Below are 15,659 nucleotides of genomic sequence, written 5' to 3'. Positions count from 1 at the left end.
TGCGGAAAGGACTGATTGTGCGACGTTCCATGGTGATCCTGACCTCCGTCATGGCGACGGGGGCTCTCACACTCACCGCCTGCGGCTCCCGAGACGACAAGGGCGGCGACAGTGACAGCGGGGGTGGCACCACCCTCACCATCGGCGTGGACGCCCCGCTCTCCGGCGAGAACTCCACCACCGGTCTCGGCATCCAGTACGGCGCCCAGATCGCCGTCGACGACGCCAACAAGAACAAGCTCGTCCCGGGCGTGACCTTCAAGCTGAAGGCCTTCGACGACAAGGCGCAGCCGGCCACCGGCCAGTCCAACGCCACCACCATCACCGGCGACAAGACCGCCGTCGGCGCTGTCGGCCCCCTGAACTCCGGCGTCGCCCAGTCGATGCAGCAGGTGTTCGCCTCGGCCAACATGGTCCAGATCTCCCCCTCGAACACCAACCCCGAGCTGACCCAGGGCAAGAACTGGCAGACGGACAAGAAGCGGCCGTACAAGACGTACTTCCGCACCGCCACCACCGACGAGCTCCAGGGCAGCTTCGCCGCCGACTACGCGTACAACGGCCTCAAGAAGAAGAAGGTCTTCGTCGTCGACGACAAGCAGACCTACGGCGCCGGCCTCGCCAAGATCTTCACCGAGCAGTTCAAGAAGCTCGGCGGCACCGTGGTCGGCTCCGACCACATCAACACCGGCGACAAGGACTTCGGCTCCCTCGTCACCAAGATCAAGAACGCCAAGGCCGACCTGCTCTACTACGGCGGCCAGTACGACGAGTCCTCCCTCATCACCAAGCAGATGAAGGACGGCGGAGTCAAGATCCCGCTCTTCGGCGGCGACGGCATGTTCGCCTCCACCTACATCGAGACCGCGGGCGCGGCCTCCGAGGGCGACCTCGCCACCGCCGTCGGCGTCCCCGCCGACACCCTGCCCGCCGCCAAGACCTTCATCGAGACCTACAAGGCCAAGGGCTACAAGGGCGACTACGGCGCCTACGGCGCGTACTCCTACGACGCCACCACCGCCATCATCAAGGCCGTCAAGGCCGCCGTCGACGCCAACGACGGCAAGGTCCCCAGCGACATCAACGCCCTGCGCTCCTCCGTCGTCGACGGCGTCCAGAAGTCCGACTTCGAAGGCATCTCCGGCAAGGTCGCCTTCGACCAGTACGGCGACACCACCAACAAGCAGCTCACCGTCTACCAGGTCACCAAGGGCGAGTGGAAGGCTGTGAAGACCGGCACCGCCGACCTCGGCTAGTCCAGGCCCCAGCAGCAGACAGCACCACCACAACGGGCCGCGCGGGAGGGGACCCCGACCGCGCGGCCCTTGCCACACCCCACCCCGGCACGCAATACGTGCACACGACCACCAGCGACAATGGAGGCCACGCGGTGAACACCCTGCCGCAGCAGCTGGCCAACGGGCTGCTCCTAGGCTCGATGTACGGGCTGATCGCCATCGGCTACACGATGGTGTACGGCATCGTCCAGCTCATCAACTTCGCGCACGGCGAGATCTTCATGACCGGGGCCTTCGGCGCCTTCACGGTCTACTTCTACATCCTGCCCGACGGCACCTCGATGGCCCTCGCCGTCCCCCTGATGCTGATCGGCGGCGGCCTCGTCGCCATCCTCATCGCCGTCGGAGCCGAACGGTTCGCCTACCGGCCCCTGCGCGGAGCCCCACGGCTCGCACCGCTCATCACCGCGATCGGTCTCTCCCTGGCCCTCCAGGAAGTCGTCCGCAACTTCTACCCCCGCGCCGACCGCGCCGTCGCCTTCCCCGGCCTCGACGCCACCCACGACATCGGCTCCGTCACCATCAAGGACGCCGACATCTTCCTCGTCGTCGCCGCGATCGTCTGCATGTCCGCCCTCGCCTTCTTCGTCCGCAAGTCCCGCACCGGCCGCGCCATGCAGGCCACCGCACAGGACCCGGACACCGCACAGCTCATGGGCATCGACACCAACCGCATCATCGTCATCGCCTTCGCCATCGGCGGCTTCTTCGCCGCCGTCGCCGCCGTCGCCTACGGCCTCAAGTACGGCAGCATCGACTACCGCATGGGCTTCCTGATGGGCCTCAAGGCCTTCACCGCCGCGGTCCTCGGCGGCATCGGCAACATCTACGGCGCCATGCTCGGCGGCCTCGTCCTCGGCGTCGCAGAGACCCTCGCCTCCGCCTACATCGACGACATCCCCGGCATGCACCTCTTCGGCGGCGGCTCCTGGAAGGACGTCTGGGCCTTCTGCCTGCTCATCATCGTCCTCCTCGTCAGGCCACAAGGCCTGCTCGGCGAACGCGTAGCGGACAGGGCGTGATCACCATGACCGACAACACCACCCGCGGCCTGATCCCGCTGCCCCTCCCCGCGGCCCGCGCACTCAGCCTCGTCGGAGGCATCGCCACCGCCGCCTCCGCCTTCCTCGCCTGGACCTGGACCAGCGAGTTCCCCGGCGACCTCACCATCACCGGCTACCCCGGCGGCCTCCAGTGGCTGACCCTCATCGCCGGCCTCCTCACCACCCTCTTCGCGCTCTCCGCCTACGGCGTCCGCGGCCTCGGCTGGCTCATCCCCGCCCGCAACAACGCCCCCCTGGTGCTCACCGCACTCGGCGGCTTCGGCGTCACCTGGTACACGGTCGTCTCCATCGCCGCCGAACTCGGCGGACTCGCCAACCTCGAACCCGGCGGCTGGGTCGCGGCCATCGCCTCCCTCCTCCCCGTCCTCGGCGCCTTCGCGCTCCCCGAACCGCGCTCCGAGAACACCAAGGAAAACCTCAAGGCGTACCTCGCCAAGCCCGACGGCATCCCCGCCCCCGCACCCCTCAGCCCCTGGCTGGAGCGCGCGGTCATCACCGTCGTCACCATCATCGGCCTGGCCGTCTTCACCTACGGCATCGACACCGAGTACGGCGAACTCTTCGTCGGCTTCCTCATCGTCGTCGTCTTCGCCGTCTGGGCCCTGCACACGGCCGGCCTCAACGACCGCTTCTCCCGCATGGTCGCCCGCAACCGCAGCTTCACCCTCGCCATGGGATTCGCCGCGGCCATCGCATTCCCCTTCACCCAGACCAACGACCACTACGCCAACATCGGCGTCAACATCCTGATCTTCGGCACGGTCGCCCTGGGCCTCAACATCGTCGTCGGCCTCGCGGGCCTCCTCGACCTCGGATACGTCGCCTTCCTCGGCGTCGGCGCCTACACCGCCGCCCTCGTCTCCGGCTCCGAGTTCTCCCGCTTCTCCGGCGTCCACTTCCCCTTCTGGGCCGCCGCCCTCACCGGCGCCGCCGCCTCGCTCGTCTTCGGCGTCCTCATCGGCGCCCCCACCCTGCGACTGCGCGGCGACTACCTCGCCATCGTCACCCTCGGCTTCGGAGAGATCTTCCGCATCGCCGTCAACAACCTCGACGGCGACTCCGGCCCCGACCTCACCAACGGCCCCAACGGCATCCCGGCCATCCCCGACCTCAAACTGTTCGGGTTCAACCTCGGCGAAGCCCACGACATCGGCAGCTTCACCCTCGGCCGCTTCGCCAACTACTACCTGCTCATGGTGCTGATCATGGCCATCGTGGTCCTGGTCTACACCCGCGCCGCCGACTCCCGCATCGGCCGCTCCTGGATCGCCATCCGCGAGGACGAGACCGCCGCCACCGCCATGGGCATCAACGGCTTCCGCGTCAAACTCATCGCCTTCGCCCTCGGCGCCACCCTCGCCGGCCTCGCCGGCACCGTCAGCGCCCACGTCACCTACAGCGTCGTCCCCACGCCGTACCAGTTCGCGGGCTCGACACCCCCCAACTCGGCCTTCCTCCTGGCCGCCGTCGTCCTCGGCGGCATGGGCACCGTCGCCGGCCCCATCCTCGGCGCCGCCCTGCTCTACCTGCTCCCGGAAAAGCTCGTCTTCCTCCAGGACAAGTCCCTGCTCGCCTTCGGCATCGCCCTCATCCTGCTGATGCGCTTCCGCCCCGAAGGCATCATCGCCAACCGCCGCCGCCAACTCGAATTCCACGAGACCGGCCAACTCGACGTACCAGAAACAACCACACTCACCGGCGAACCGGCCGCCGTCACCAAGGCGGGGGCGTGAGCACCATGACCACACCTGTACTCGAAGCACGCAACGTCACCATGCGCTTCGGCGGCCTCACCGCCGTCCGCTCGGTCGACTTCACCGTCAACGCAGGCGAGATCGTCGGCCTCATCGGCCCCAACGGCGCCGGCAAGACCACCTTCTTCAACTGCCTCACCGGCCTCTACGTCCCCACCGAGGGCACCGTCTCCTACAAGGGCACCGTCCTCCCGCCCAAGCCCCACCTGGTGACCAAGGCCGGCATCGCCCGCACCTTCCAGAACATCCGCCTCTTCGCCAACATGACGGTCCTCGAGAACGTCCTCGTCGGCCGCCACACCCGCACCAAGGAAGGCCTCTGGTCCGCCCTCCTGCGCGGCCCCGGCTTCAAGAAGGCGGAACGAGCGAGCGAAGACCGCGCCATGGAACTCCTCGAGTTCATCGGCCTCGCCGGCAAGCGCGACCACCTCGCCCGCAACCTCCCCTACGGCGAACAGCGCAAGCTCGAGATCGCCCGCGCCCTGGCCTCCGAACCCGGCCTGCTCCTCCTCGACGAGCCCACCGCCGGCATGAACCCCCAGGAGACCCGCGCCACCGAGGAGTTGGTCTTCGCCATCCGCGACAAGGGCATCGCCGTCCTCCTCATCGAGCACGACATGCGCTTCGTCTTCAACCTCTCCGACCGCGTCGCCGTGCTCGTCCAGGGCGAAAAACTCGTCGAAGGCACCTCCGAGGTCGTCCAGGCCGACGAACGCGTCATCGCCGCCTACCTCGGCGAACCCTTCGAAGGCGACCCCGACGCGGCCGAAGCGCACAGCACCACCAGCACCAAGGGAGAAGGCCAGTGACCGCACTCCTCGAAGTCGAGGACCTCCGGGTCTCCTACGGCAAGATCGAAGCCGTCAAGGGCATCTCCTTCAGCGTCGAAGCAGGCCAGGTCGTCACCCTCATCGGCACCAACGGCGCCGGCAAGACCACGACCCTCAGGACCCTGTCCGGCCTCCTCAAGCCGACCTCCGGCAAGATCCTCTTCGACGGCAAGCCCCTCAGCGGCGTCCCCGCCCACAAGATCGTCTCCTTCGGACTTGCCCACTCCCCCGAAGGCCGGCACATCTTCCCCCGCCTGACCATCTTCGAGAACCTCCAGCTCGGAGCGTTCCTGCGGAAGGACAAGGAAGGGATCGAAAAGGACATCCAGCGCGCCTACGAGCTCTTCCCGATCCTGGGAGAGCGCCGCAACCAGGCGGCGGGCACCCTGTCCGGCGGCGAACAGCAGATGCTGGCCATGGGCCGCGCGCTCATGTCCCAGCCCAAGCTCCTGATGCTCGACGAGCCCTCCATGGGCCTGTCCCCCATCATGATGCAGAAGATCATGTCGACCATCGTGGAGCTGAAGTCCCAGGGCACGACGATTCTGCTGGTCGAGCAGAACGCCCAGGCCGCCCTCTCCCTGGCCGACCAGGGACACGTCATGGAGGTCGGCAACATCGTCCTCTCCGGCACCGGTCAGGACCTCCTCCACGACGAGTCCGTCCGCAAGGCATACCTCGGCGAAGACTGACCGTCCGGCCGTACGACGAGGCCCGCGCCCCCTACTGGGGACGCGGGCCTCTGTCTGTCACGGCTACTGCTCTCAGCCCTTGTTGGCCTTCTTCTCGTCCGCGTCCTGAATGACCGCCTCAGCCACCTGCTGCATGGACATCCGCCGGTCCATCGACGTCTTCTGGATCCACCGGAACGCGGCCGGCTCGGTCAGACCGTACGACGTCTGCAGAATCGACTTCGCCCGGTCCACGAGCTTGCGCGTCTCCAACCGGAGCGTCAGGTCGGCGACCTCGTTCTCCAGCTCCCGCAGCTCCGTGAACCGGGAAACGGCCATCTCGATCGCCGGCACGACATCACTCTTGCTGAACGGCTTCACCAGGTACGCCATCGCACCGGCGTCCCTCGCCCGCTCGACCAGGTCACGCTGCGAGAAGGCCGTGAGCATCAGCACCGGGGCGATGCGCTCCTCCGCGATCTTCTCGGCCGCGGAGATGCCGTCCAGCTTGGGCATCTTCACGTCGAGGATCACGAGGTCCGGCTTGTGCTCACGGGCGAGCTCCACGGCCTGCTCGCCGTCGCCCGCCTCGCCCACGACGCTGTAGCCCTCTTCCTCCAGCATCTCTTTGAGGTCGAGCCGGATCAGGGCCTCGTCCTCGGCGATGACGACACGGGTCGTCAGCGGAGGCACGTGCGACTTGTCGTCGTCGGGCGCGTCTACGGGCTGGGGCGACTCGGGGGAGGTCACGGGGGCTCCTCGTTCAGGGGCAGGGGTACTGCTGACAAGAGCCTACCTAGCTGCAGCTCGGGCAGGTCACCCGGTACACTCCTCTGGGGTTGGCCAGCCGGGTTGGCGGAATGGCAGACGCTGATGTCTCAAACACATCTGTCCGAAAGGACGTGCGGGTTCGAATCCCGCACCCGGCACCTCTGAAAGCGGATGTCCACGTTCTCGTGAACATCCGCTTTTTGCTGCACGCAGTCGCGATCACTCACTCAGGGTAGTCGCATGCATTTTCACGGCACTGAGGTTCGACAGAAGGCGCTCGCACTGCTGCGTGGCGGTGCAAGAAACGCGGAAGTCGCTCGCGCGTTCAGCATTCCACCAGGGACCGTCGCCTACTGGAAGCATCTGGACAGAGCGAAGCGCGGTGAGTGCCCGGGTAAGCACGACCCGACGTGCCCGCGATGCGACGGCCGGGAGCTCGACCCCGCGGCATACAGCTACTTGCTCGGCCTCTACCTGGGTGATGGCCATATCAGCCGCTACTCCGCGCACCGGGTGCCCAATCTCATGATCACGTGTGACGAGTCATGGCCCGGGCTGATGGACGCGTGCGAGCAGACCATGCGCAAGGTGTTCCCCGACAATGCCGTGTGCCGCGTTCGCAAGACCGGCTGCCGCAACGTGAAGGTCTACTCGAAGCACCTGCATTGTCTGTTCCCCCAGCACGGCCCCGGCAAGAAGCACGAGCGCTCGATCGTCTTCGCTTCCTGGCAGCAGGACATCGTCATCGACCACCCCTGGGAGTTCATCCGTGGCCTGATCCACTCCGACGGGTGCCGCATCACCAACTGGACGACCCGGCTCGTAGCCGGTGAGCGGAAGCGCTATGAGTACCCGCGGTACTTCTTCGCCAACAAGTCCGATGACATCCGGCGCCTCTTCACCGACGCCCTCGACCTCGTCGGTGTCGAGTGGACGACTCTCGCCCGGGGCAGCGACCCGTTCAACATCTCGATCGCCCGAAAGGCCTCAGTCGCCCTGATGGACACCCACGTGGGCCCCAAGCACTGACCCCTCCCTACTTGGGGCTGTCGTCCTCGCCGACGTGGTGGACTCGGACCAGGTTCGTCGAGCCGGAGACGCCGGGTGGGGAGCCGGCCGTGATGACGACGACGTCGCCCTTCTCGCAGCGGCCGTACCGCAGGAGCGCCTCGTCCACCTGGTCGACCATCGCGTCCGTGGAGTCGACCTGCGGGCCGAGGAAGGTCTCCACGCCCCAGGTGAGGCTGAGCTGGGAGCGGGTCGCCGGTTCCGGGGTGAAGGCGAGGAGGGGGATCGGCGAGCGGTAGCGGGACAGGCGGCGGACGGTGTCGCCGGACTGGGTGAAGGCGACCAGGAACTTCGCGCCGAGGAAGTCGCCCATCTCGGCCGCCGCGCGGGCGACGGCGCCGCCCTGGGTGCGGGGTTTGTTGCGTTCGGTGAGCGGGGGCAGGCCCTTGGCGAGGATGTCCTCCTCCGCGGCCTCGACGATCTTCGCCATGGTGCGGACCGTCTCGATCGCGTACTTTCCGACGCTCGTCTCGCCGGACAGCATGACCGCGTCCGTGCCGTCGATGACCGCGTTGGCGACGTCGGAGGCCTCCGCTCGGGTGGGGCGGGAGTTCTCGATCATGGAGTCGAGCATCTGGGTGGCGACGATGACGGGTTTGGCGTTGCGCTTGGCGAGTTTGATGGCGCGTTTCTGGACGAGTGGCACCTGTTCGAGGGGCATCTCGACGCCGAGGTCGCCGCGGGCGACCATGATGCCGTCGAAGGCGGCCACGATGTCGTCGATGGCCTCGACGGCCTGCGGCTTCTCCACTTTGGCGATCACCGGGACCCGGCGTCCTGCCGAGTCCATGATCCGGTGGACATCCTCGATGTCCCGTCCGCTGCGGACGAAGGAGAGGGCGATGATGTCGAAGCCCATGCGCAGGGCCCAGCGGAGGTCTTCTTCGTCTTTGTCGGACAGTGCGGGGACCGATACCGCCACTCCGGGGAGGTTGAGTCCCTTGTGGTCGGAGATCATGCCGCCTTCGACCACTCGGGTGTGGACGCGGGGTCCGTCGACCGAGGTGACCTCCAGGCAGACCTTGCCGTCGTCGACGAGGATGCGTTCGCCTGCGGAGACATCGGCGGCGAGGCCGTCGTACGTCGTTCCGCAGGAGCGCTGGTCGCCTTGTGCGCCTTCTTCGACGGTGATGGTGAAGGTGTCGCCGCGTTCAAGGAGTACGGGGCCTTCGATGAAGTGGCCGAGGCGGATCTTCGGGCCTTGAAGGTCGGCGAGGAGGCCGACGCTGCGGCCGGTTTCGTCGGAGGCCTTGCGGACGCGGTGGTACCGCTCCTCGTGCTCGGCGTGGCTGCCGTGGCTGAGGTTGAAGCGGGCTACGTCCATTCCGGCGTCGACCAGGGCTTTGATCTGGTCGTATGTGTCGGTGGCGGGGCCCAGGGTGCAGACGATCTTTGCTCGGCGCATGTTTCGACCCTAGACCTTACCGATGGGTAGGGAATTGGGTGGGTGTGACCACTCAACCACCTTTGGGTTAAGGGCTGTTGACAAGGGTTGAAGTGTGCGGCTCCCCGCTCGGATGAGCATTTCGATCGCAAATACGCTGGTCGCTCACAGGGTGGGGGGTGTCATGGTGAAGCGGGCGTTGACCTGGGCGTGGACGTGTTGGCGTTGGGGTTCGAGGTCGAGGGGGGCGGCTGCGGTGTCGGCTTCGTAGGCCATGGAGCGGGCGCGGCTGGCTTTGCCGACGAAGCGGGGTTCGGGGTCCTCCGCTCCGATGTCGGCGAGTTCGAGCAGGGAGGCGAGGGAGGTGTCGAGGGCCTCGGCGTACTCCTTGGCGCGTTGGACGGCGTCCCGTACGGCTTGCCGGCGGGCTTCCCGGTGGGCGGGTGAGGTGCGGCGCAGGGCCCACCAGGGGCCGTCGACGGTGGTCAGTTCCTGGTCGGCCAGTCGGGTCGTCAGTTCGCCGAGTGCGGTGAAGTCGTTGAGTTCGGCGGTGATGTGGACGCGGCCGTGGTAGGCGTGGACGCGTTCGCCGCGGCCGTGTTCCTTGAGTTCGGGGGTGACGGAGAAGGAGCCGGTTTCCAGGTGTTCGACGGCGTCGCCGTAGGACTTGAGCAGGTCGAGGGCGTGTGCGTTGCGGCGGGTGAGGTCGTCGAGGGTGGTGCGGCGGTCCTTGCCGCGGCTGGTGACGGTGATGCTGATGCGGGCGATCTCGGGGTCGACTTCGAGGTGGGCTTCGCCGCGGACGGCGATGCGGGGGGCGTCGGGGGTGCCGTAGGGAACGGAGTCGGTGGCCATAACGACCCACTGTGTCAGTTGTTGGCCGGTTACGGACCTGGTCGGTCGTGGTCGGGTCATCAGATCGCAACCTGCGGGGACTGTTGCCGTTCGACATGTGCGGGTCAGAATCTACGCGCGTTGTTGACCGTTCCCCGAGGAGATCAAGAGATGGCCTTGAACCGCAGGAAGTTCCTGGAGAAGTCCGCCGTGACCGGTGCGGGTGTCGCGCTGGCCGGTGCCGTGGGGGCGCCGGCCGCCCAGGCCGCGGCGGCCGGAAAGGGGCGTGCGAAGCGCTACTCGCTGACGGTGATGGGCACCACCGACCTGCACGGTCATGTCTTCAACTGGGACTACTTCAAGGACGCGGAGTACAAGGACGCGGCGGGCAACGCGCAGGGTCTGTCGCGGATCTCGACGCTGGTGAACCAGGTCCGCAAGGAGAAGGGCCGCTGCAACACGCTGCTGCTGGACGCGGGTGACACGATCCAGGGGACGCCGCTGACGTACTACTACGCGAAGGTGGACCCGATCACCGCGAAGGGTGGTCCGGTCCATCCGATGGCGGCGGCGATGAACGCCATCGGGTACGACGCGGTGGCGCTGGGCAACCACGAGTTCAACTACGGCATCGAGACGCTGCGGAAGTTCGAGGAGCAGTGCGACTTCCCGCTGCTGGGCGCGAACGCGCTGGACGCGAAGACGCTGAAGCCGGCTTTCCCGCCGTACTTCATCAAGAAGTTCCAGGTGAAGGGTGCGCCGCCGGTGAAGGTGGCGGTGCTGGGGCTGACGAACCCGGGTATCGCGATCTGGGACAAGGCGTATGTGCAGGGGAAGCTGACGTTCCCGGGGCTCGAGGAGCAGGCGGCGAAGTGGGTGCCGAAGCTGCGGTCGATGGGTGCGGACGTCGTGGTGGTGTCGGCGCACTCGGGTTCGTCGGGGACGTCGTCGTACGGTGACCAGTTGCCGTACGTGGAGAACTCGGCGGCGCTGGTGGCGCAGCAGGTGCCGGGGATCGACGCGATCCTGGTGGGGCACGCGCATGTGGAGATCCCGGAGCTGAAGGTCACCAACGCGAAGACGGGGAGGACGGTCGTGCTGTCGGAGCCGCTGGCGTTCGCGGAGCGGCTGTCGCTGTTCGACATCGAGCTGGTCTTCGAGAGGGGGCGCTGGTCGGTCGAGTCGGTGTCGTCCAAGGTGCTCAACTCGAACGCGGTGGCGGACGACCCGAAGATCACGAAGTTGCTGAAGGACGACCACGACGTGGTCGTGAAGTACGTGAACCAGGTGGTCGGTTCGGCGACCGAGACGCTGACGACGGTCGAGGCGCGGTACAAGGACGCGCCGATCATCGATCTGATCACGAAGGTCCAGGAGGACGTGGTCAGGGCGGCGCTGGCGGGCACGGAGTACGCCTCGCTGCCGGTGATCGCGCAGGCGTCGCCGTTCTCGCGGACGTCGGAGATCCCGGCCGGGGACGTGACGATCCGGGATCTGTCGAGCCTGTACGTGTACGACAACACGCTGGTGGCGAAGTTGCTGACGGGTGCGCAGGTCAGGGCGTACCTGGAGTACTCGGCGGAGTACTTCGCGCAGACGGCCGCGGGTGCGGTCGTGGACGTGGAGAAGCTGACGAACGCGGGCAACCGGCCGGACTACAACTACGACTACGTGTCGGGTCTTTCGTACGACATCGACATCGCGCAGGCGGCGGGGTCGCGGATCAGGAACCTGACGTACAACGGTGCCGCGCTGGACGACGGGCAGAAGTTCGTGTTCGCGGTGAACAACTACCGGGCGAACGGTGGCGGGGCGTTCCCGCACGTGGCCTCGGCCCCCGAGCTGTGGTCGGAGTCGACGGAGATCCGGACGCGGATCGCGGAGTGGGTGACCGCGAAGGGTGTGCTGGACCCGAAAGACTTCGCGTCGGTGGACTGGAGGCTCACGCGCGAGGGCACGCCGGTCTTCTAGAGGTCGAGCAGGGTCACGTCCACGGCGTCGGCGATGGCTTTTGCGCCGGCGTCGTTGACGTGGAGGCCGTCGCCGGCGTTGTAGTCGGGGTGGATCCGGTCGGGGTCGGCCGGGTCCGCGACGGCGGCGGCCACATCCACGATCCCGTCGAAGGGATGGTCGTCGCCGAGCAGCCAGGCGTTGACCTCGGCGCGCACGGCCTGTCCGGTCGCGGTGTCGTAGCCGTCGTGGACGGTGCCCTTGTAGGGGCCGATGGTGGAGCCGATGACGGTGAGTCCGGCGGTGTGGAGGCGGTCGGCGAGGGTGGTGAGGCCGGCCTTGAACTCGGCGGCGGTGGGCCCTTCGGCGGGTTCGGGGTAGGCGAAGTGGCCGGGCAGGCCGAGGTCGTTGAGGCCGATGTGGGTGATGACGTGGCTGACGCCGGGGACGGCGAGGACGTCGTGGTCGATGCGGGCCAGGAGGTGTTCGCCGATGGCGTCGGTGAGGAGCCGGTTGCCGGAGATGCCGGCGTTGACGATCCAGCCGTGCTTCAGGCGGCGGCTGAGCCGGCCGGGGAAGCTGTTGTCGGTGCCGGGGGTGGTGGCGGCGCCTTCGATCCAGGAGTCGCCGAAGGCCACGGCGATGCGGGTGCCGGCCGGGGCGAGGACGTCGGCGCCGGCGAGGAGGTGTCCGGTGGCGAACTCCTCGGGGTCTTCGAGGAGTTGGGCGGACAGTTGGTTGCCGGGGACGGCGTGTCCGGTGTCGTAGGGCACGGCGGTGTAGGTGGTGAGTCCGGTGTCGCCGGGCAGGTAGAGGCTCAGCGCGAGCTCTTCTCCCGCGGTCACGGGTAGTTCGACGGGGTCGCTGAGGGTTTCGCCGCCGGCGGGGACGGTGACGGTGGGGGCGCCGGAGAAGTGGAGCGGGGTGTCGCTGCCCGGGTCGATGCCGCTGCCTTTGGTGCGCAGGGCGAGGTGGGCGCCGCCGATCTCCAGGGGTTGGTCGCCGTAGCGGTTGGTCAGGCGGATGCGGACGGCGTCGCCGCCGCCTGCCAGGCGCAGGTACTGGCGGACGGTCTGGTCGGTGAAGCCGCGGGACTCGAAGAGGGCGGGGCTCTCGTGGGGGCTGATGGCGGCGGCGCGGTGGGCGGCGGTCCAGGTGGTCGTCATGTGGGGGCCAACCGGCCCGGTGCCGGGGTTCTTCCGCCGCCGCCGGTTTTTTACCGTCCCTCGACGAGGGGGGTCAGGGCGGGGGCGGTGCGGGCGGGTGGGATGCGGGGCAGCCGGTCCTCGAGGCCGAAGGTGGTGAAGGCGGTGCGGGTGGGCAGCGGGTAGGTGTCCTTGCCGGTGACGGCGTTGAGGATGGTGGCGCTGCGCCAGGCGGCGAGGCCGAGGTCGGGGGTGCCGACGCCGTGGGTGTGGCGTTCGGCGTTCTGGACGTGGATGTGGCAGTCGGCGCCGGTGACGGACGGGTCGAGGACGAGCCGGAAGTGTTCGTCGACGCGGGGGCGTTCGCGGCTGTCGCGGCGCATGTAGGGGTCGAGTCCGGCGAGGATGCGGTCGAGGGGGCGTTCGCGGTGGCCGGTGGCGAGGACGACCGCGTCGGTGGTGAGGCGGGAGCGGCTGCCCTGCTGGATGTGTTCGAGGTGGAGTTCGATCTTCGTGGTGGCGATCCTGCCCGCGGTGCGGACGCGGACGCCGGGGGTGAGGACGGCGTCGGGCCAGCCGCCGTGCAGGGTGCGGCGGTAGAGCTCGTCGTGGATGGCGGCGATGGTGTCGGCGTCGATGGCGCGGTGGAGCTGCCACTGGGTGGTGCCGAGGCGGTCGCGGACGCTTTCGGACAGGGCGTGGAAGTAGCGGGTGTAGTCGGGGGTGAAGTGTTCGAGGCCGAGCTTGGAGTACTCCATGGGTGCGAAGGCTTCGGTGCGGCCGATCCAGTGGAGTTGTTCGCGGCCGGTGGGGCGGTTGCGGAGGAGGTCGAGGAAGACCTCGGCGCCGGACTGTCCTGAGCCGACGACGGTGACGTGGTCGGCGGTGAGGAGGTGGTGGCGGTGGTCGAGGTAGTCGGTGGCGTGGATGACGGGGACGCCGGGTGCTTCGACGAGGGGTTTGAGGGGCTCGGGCACGTAGGGCTCGGTGCCGATGCCGAGGACGATGTTCTTGGTGTAGGTGCGGCCCAGGGCCTCGGCTTCGCCGTCGCTGTCCAACTGGGTGTAGTCGACTTCGAAGACGTCGCGTTCGGGGTTGAAGCGGACGGCGTCGACCTGGTGGCTGAAGTGGAGTCCGGGGAGGTTCTCGGCGACCCAGCGGCAGTAGGCGTCGTACTCGGCGCGTTGGATGTGGAAGCGCTCGGCGAAGTAGAAGGGGAAGAGGCGCTCGCGGGTCTTGAGGTAGTTGAGGAAGGTCCAGTGGCTGGCGGGGTCGGCGAGGGTCACCAGGTCGGCGAGGAAGGGGACTTGGACGGTGGCGCCGTCGATGAGGAGTCCGGGGTGCCAGCCGAAGGCGGGGCGCTGTTCGTAGAAGACGGCGTCGAGTGCGGTGAGGGGCTGGGCGAGGGCGGCGAGGGAGAGGTTGAAGGGTCCGATGCCGATGCCGACGAGGTCGCGGGGTGCGTCGGGCTCGTGGTGTGGGGGGTGGGGGTTCATCGGGGGGTGGTTCCTTCCACGAGGTGCAGGAGTCCGGCGAGGTCGGCCGGCCGGGTGGTGGGGTTGAGGAGGGTGACCTTGAGCCAGAGCCGGTTCGCCGCGCGGGCTCGGCCGAGGACGGCGCGGCCGTCGGTGAGGAGGTGGCGGCGTACGGCCGCCACGGCGTCGTCGGTGGCGTGTGCGGGGCGGAACAGGACCGTGCTGATGGTGGGGGGTGCGTGGAGTTCGAAGCCGGGGTGTTCCTCGACGGCTCGGGCGAACTCCTCTGCCTGTGCGCAGACTTGGTCGACGAGGGCGGCGAGTCCTGCCCGGCCCAGGGTCTTGAGGGTGACGGCGATCTTGAGGATGTCGGGGCGGCGGGTGGTGCGCAGGGAGCGGCCGAGGAGGTCGGGGAGGCCGGCCTCGGTGTCGTCGTCGGCGTTGAGGTAGTCGGCGCGGTGGGTCAGGGCGGCTAGGTCCTGGGCGTCGCGGACGGCGAGGATGCCTGCGGCGACGGGTTGCCAGCCGAGTTTGTGGAGGTCGAGGGTGGCGGTGGCCGCGGCGCTCAGGCCGGTGAGCTTGGCTCTGTGCCGTGCACTGAGGAGGAGCCCTCCGCCGTAGGCCGCGTCGATGTGCAGCCGTGCGCCGTGTTGTGCGCACCGGGCGGCGATCTCGGGGAGGGGGTCGATCAGGCCGGCGTCGGTGGTGCCCGCGGTGGCGGCGATGAGCAGCGGGCCGGGCGGGAGTGTGTCCAGGGCGGCGGGGTCGAGGGTGCCGTGGGGGGTGGGGATGATGAGCGGCTCGGGCAGGCCCAGGAGCCAGGCGGATCTGGGGAGGGAGTGGTGGGCGTTCTCGCCGCAGACGAGGCGGACGTCCTGGCCCAGGGTTTCCCGGGCCAGGAGGATGGCGAGTTGGTTCGATTCCGTGCCACCCGTAGTGACCAAAGCGTCGGGCCGGTGGGGGCTTGTCGCGCGGTTCCCCGCGCCCCTGAGTGTCTCGCCGTACACCTCGTCTGCCAGTGCCCGGGTTACCTGGGCCTCCAGCTCTGACGCTGCCGGGGCCTGGTCCCAGGAGTCGAGGGACGGGTTCAGAGCTGAGGCGGCCAAGTCGGCGGCTGCGGCCACCGCGAGCGGCGGACAGTGCAAGTGGGCCGCGCAGAAAGGGTCCGCCGGGTCCGCTGAGCCTTCTGCCAAGGCGCGCACCAGGCGTCGTAGAGCCTCCGGATCGCCCTCCTCCGGGAGTACGGTCCCCAGCGCCTCGCGCACCCGGGCTGCAACCGGCTCCGGCCCACCCGCCGGCAGTGGGCCTCCCCTCGCCCGCGTCCCCTCCCCCAGCGCCTCCAGGACCGTGTCCAGCAACGGGCGCAGCGAGGAGGGGCCTTCGGGGCCCGAGGCCAGGGGCGGCGTGTGCATCGT

Annotated in this window: 13 protein-coding genes and 1 tRNA gene; 8 read left to right on the top strand and 6 right to left on the bottom strand. The window is 68.4% G+C overall.

All coding sequences use genetic code 11. The annotated features are described in order from the left end of the window. Window positions 1–29 precede the first annotated feature (29 nt). The 5 genes from ACZ66S_RS29105 (at window position 30) to ACZ66S_RS29085 (ending at window position 5,638) form a co-directional block, all read left to right on the top strand. A complete protein-coding gene (locus ACZ66S_RS29105; RefSeq protein WP_469904730.1) occupies window positions 30–1,256 on the top strand; it encodes a branched-chain amino acid ABC transporter substrate-binding protein in 1,227 nt (408 codons plus the stop codon). A 134-nt stretch (window positions 1,257–1,390) separates the two neighbouring features. Beyond that, a complete protein-coding gene (locus ACZ66S_RS29100) occupies window positions 1,391–2,320 on the top strand; it encodes a branched-chain amino acid ABC transporter permease (RefSeq protein WP_469904507.1) in 930 nt (309 codons plus the stop codon). Window positions 2,321–2,325: 5 nt separating this feature from the next. Continuing rightward, the gene (locus ACZ66S_RS29095; RefSeq protein ID WP_469904506.1) at window positions 2,326–4,095 is read left to right on the top strand and encodes a branched-chain amino acid ABC transporter permease; all 1,770 of its coding nucleotides are present in this window, start codon (window positions 2,326–2,328) and stop codon (window positions 4,093–4,095) included. A 5-nt stretch (window positions 4,096–4,100) separates the two neighbouring features. Continuing rightward, entirely contained in the window at window positions 4,101–4,925 is an 825-nt protein-coding gene (locus tag ACZ66S_RS29090; protein WP_469904505.1) for an ABC transporter ATP-binding protein, read from the top strand. Then, window positions 4,922–5,638: an ABC transporter ATP-binding protein gene (locus ACZ66S_RS29085; RefSeq protein ID WP_037719274.1), complete on the top strand. Its 717-nt coding sequence runs from the start codon at window positions 4,922–4,924 to the stop codon at window positions 5,636–5,638. The genes ACZ66S_RS29090 and ACZ66S_RS29085 overlap by 4 nt, the downstream gene beginning before the upstream one ends. Before the next feature lie 72 nt (window positions 5,639–5,710). Here ACZ66S_RS29085 and ACZ66S_RS29080 read toward each other — a convergent pair whose 3' ends face one another. Beyond that, window positions 5,711–6,367, bottom strand: coding sequence for an ANTAR domain-containing response regulator (locus ACZ66S_RS29080; RefSeq protein ID WP_469904504.1), 657 nt, complete (start codon window positions 6,365–6,367; stop codon window positions 5,711–5,713). A gap of 96 nt (window positions 6,368–6,463) precedes the next feature. Here ACZ66S_RS29080 and ACZ66S_RS29075 point away from each other — a divergent pair. Both ACZ66S_RS29075 and ACZ66S_RS29070 read left to right on the top strand, forming a co-directional pair. Then, window positions 6,464–6,546 (top strand) — tRNA-Leu (locus ACZ66S_RS29075). An 82-nt stretch (window positions 6,547–6,628) separates the two neighbouring features. Further along, a complete protein-coding gene (locus tag ACZ66S_RS29070; RefSeq protein WP_469904503.1) occupies window positions 6,629–7,417 on the top strand; it encodes a transposase in 789 nt (262 codons plus the stop codon). A 7-nt stretch (window positions 7,418–7,424) separates the two neighbouring features. On the opposite strand, the gene pyk is transcribed toward ACZ66S_RS29070, so the two are convergent. Both pyk and ACZ66S_RS29060 read right to left on the bottom strand, forming a co-directional pair. After that, the gene (gene pyk, locus ACZ66S_RS29065; RefSeq protein WP_469904502.1) at window positions 7,425–8,861 is read right to left on the bottom strand and encodes a pyruvate kinase; all 1,437 of its coding nucleotides are present in this window, start codon (window positions 8,859–8,861) and stop codon (window positions 7,425–7,427) included. A 144-nt stretch (window positions 8,862–9,005) separates the two neighbouring features. Further along, entirely contained in the window at window positions 9,006–9,695 is a 690-nt protein-coding gene (locus ACZ66S_RS29060; RefSeq protein WP_469904501.1) for an SIMPL domain-containing protein, read from the bottom strand. A gap of 150 nt (window positions 9,696–9,845) precedes the next feature. Between ACZ66S_RS29060 and ACZ66S_RS29055 the strand changes: the two genes are divergently transcribed. Then, window positions 9,846–11,645, top strand: coding sequence for a bifunctional metallophosphatase/5'-nucleotidase (locus tag ACZ66S_RS29055; RefSeq protein WP_469904500.1), 1,800 nt, complete (start codon window positions 9,846–9,848; stop codon window positions 11,643–11,645). Here ACZ66S_RS29055 and ACZ66S_RS29050 read toward each other — a convergent pair. From ACZ66S_RS29050 to ACZ66S_RS29040, 3 genes are read right to left on the bottom strand one after another with little or no spacing between them, the layout of a single operon-like run. Beyond that, complete coding sequence (locus ACZ66S_RS29050) at window positions 11,642–12,790, bottom strand: GDSL-type esterase/lipase family protein (protein WP_469904499.1); 1,149 nt, start codon at window positions 12,788–12,790, stop codon at window positions 11,642–11,644. The genes ACZ66S_RS29055 and ACZ66S_RS29050 overlap by 4 nt on opposite strands. 50 nt (window positions 12,791–12,840) lie before the next feature. After that, complete coding sequence (locus ACZ66S_RS29045; protein ID WP_469904498.1) at window positions 12,841–14,265, bottom strand: lysine N(6)-hydroxylase/L-ornithine N(5)-oxygenase family protein; 1,425 nt, start codon at window positions 14,263–14,265, stop codon at window positions 12,841–12,843. Next, window positions 14,262–15,656: a pyridoxal phosphate-dependent decarboxylase family protein gene (locus tag ACZ66S_RS29040; protein WP_469904497.1), complete on the bottom strand. Its 1,395-nt coding sequence runs from the start codon at window positions 15,654–15,656 to the stop codon at window positions 14,262–14,264. The genes ACZ66S_RS29045 and ACZ66S_RS29040 overlap by 4 nt, the downstream gene beginning before the upstream one ends. Window positions 15,657–15,659: the final 3 nt, after the last annotated feature.

It is taken from the genome of Streptomyces sp. NPDC107471, assembly GCF_055582845.1.
The sequence above is the reverse complement of the archived record's forward strand: the minus strand, read 5'-3'. Positions and strand labels throughout refer to the sequence as shown.

Excerpts from the sequence above, each read along its gene's own strand:
- ACZ66S_RS29095 (WP_469904506.1), top strand. The coding sequence starts at position 2,326 with ATGACCGACAACACCACCCGCGGCCTGATCCCGCTGCCCCTCCCCGCG.
- ACZ66S_RS29070 (WP_469904503.1), top strand. The coding sequence starts at position 6,629 with ATGCATTTTCACGGCACTGAGGTTCGACAGAAGGCGCTCGCACTGCTG.
- pyk (WP_469904502.1), bottom strand. The coding sequence starts at position 8,861 with ATGCGCCGAGCAAAGATCGTCTGCACCCTGGGCCCCGCCACCGACACA.
- ACZ66S_RS29060 (WP_469904501.1), bottom strand. The coding sequence starts at position 9,695 with ATGGCCACCGACTCCGTTCCCTACGGCACCCCCGACGCCCCCCGCATC.
- ACZ66S_RS29105 (WP_469904730.1), top strand. The coding sequence starts at position 30 with ATGGTGATCCTGACCTCCGTCATGGCGACGGGGGCTCTCACACTCACC.
- ACZ66S_RS29045 (WP_469904498.1), bottom strand. The coding sequence starts at position 14,265 with ATGAACCCCCACCCCCCACACCACGAGCCCGACGCACCCCGCGACCTC.
- ACZ66S_RS29055 (WP_469904500.1), top strand. The coding sequence starts at position 9,846 with ATGGCCTTGAACCGCAGGAAGTTCCTGGAGAAGTCCGCCGTGACCGGT.
- ACZ66S_RS29040 (WP_469904497.1), bottom strand. The coding sequence starts at position 15,656 with ATGCACACGCCGCCCCTGGCCTCGGGCCCCGAAGGCCCCTCCTCGCTG.
- ACZ66S_RS29050 (WP_469904499.1), bottom strand. The coding sequence starts at position 12,790 with ATGACGACCACCTGGACCGCCGCCCACCGCGCCGCCGCCATCAGCCCC.
- ACZ66S_RS29090 (WP_469904505.1), top strand. The coding sequence starts at position 4,101 with ATGACCACACCTGTACTCGAAGCACGCAACGTCACCATGCGCTTCGGC.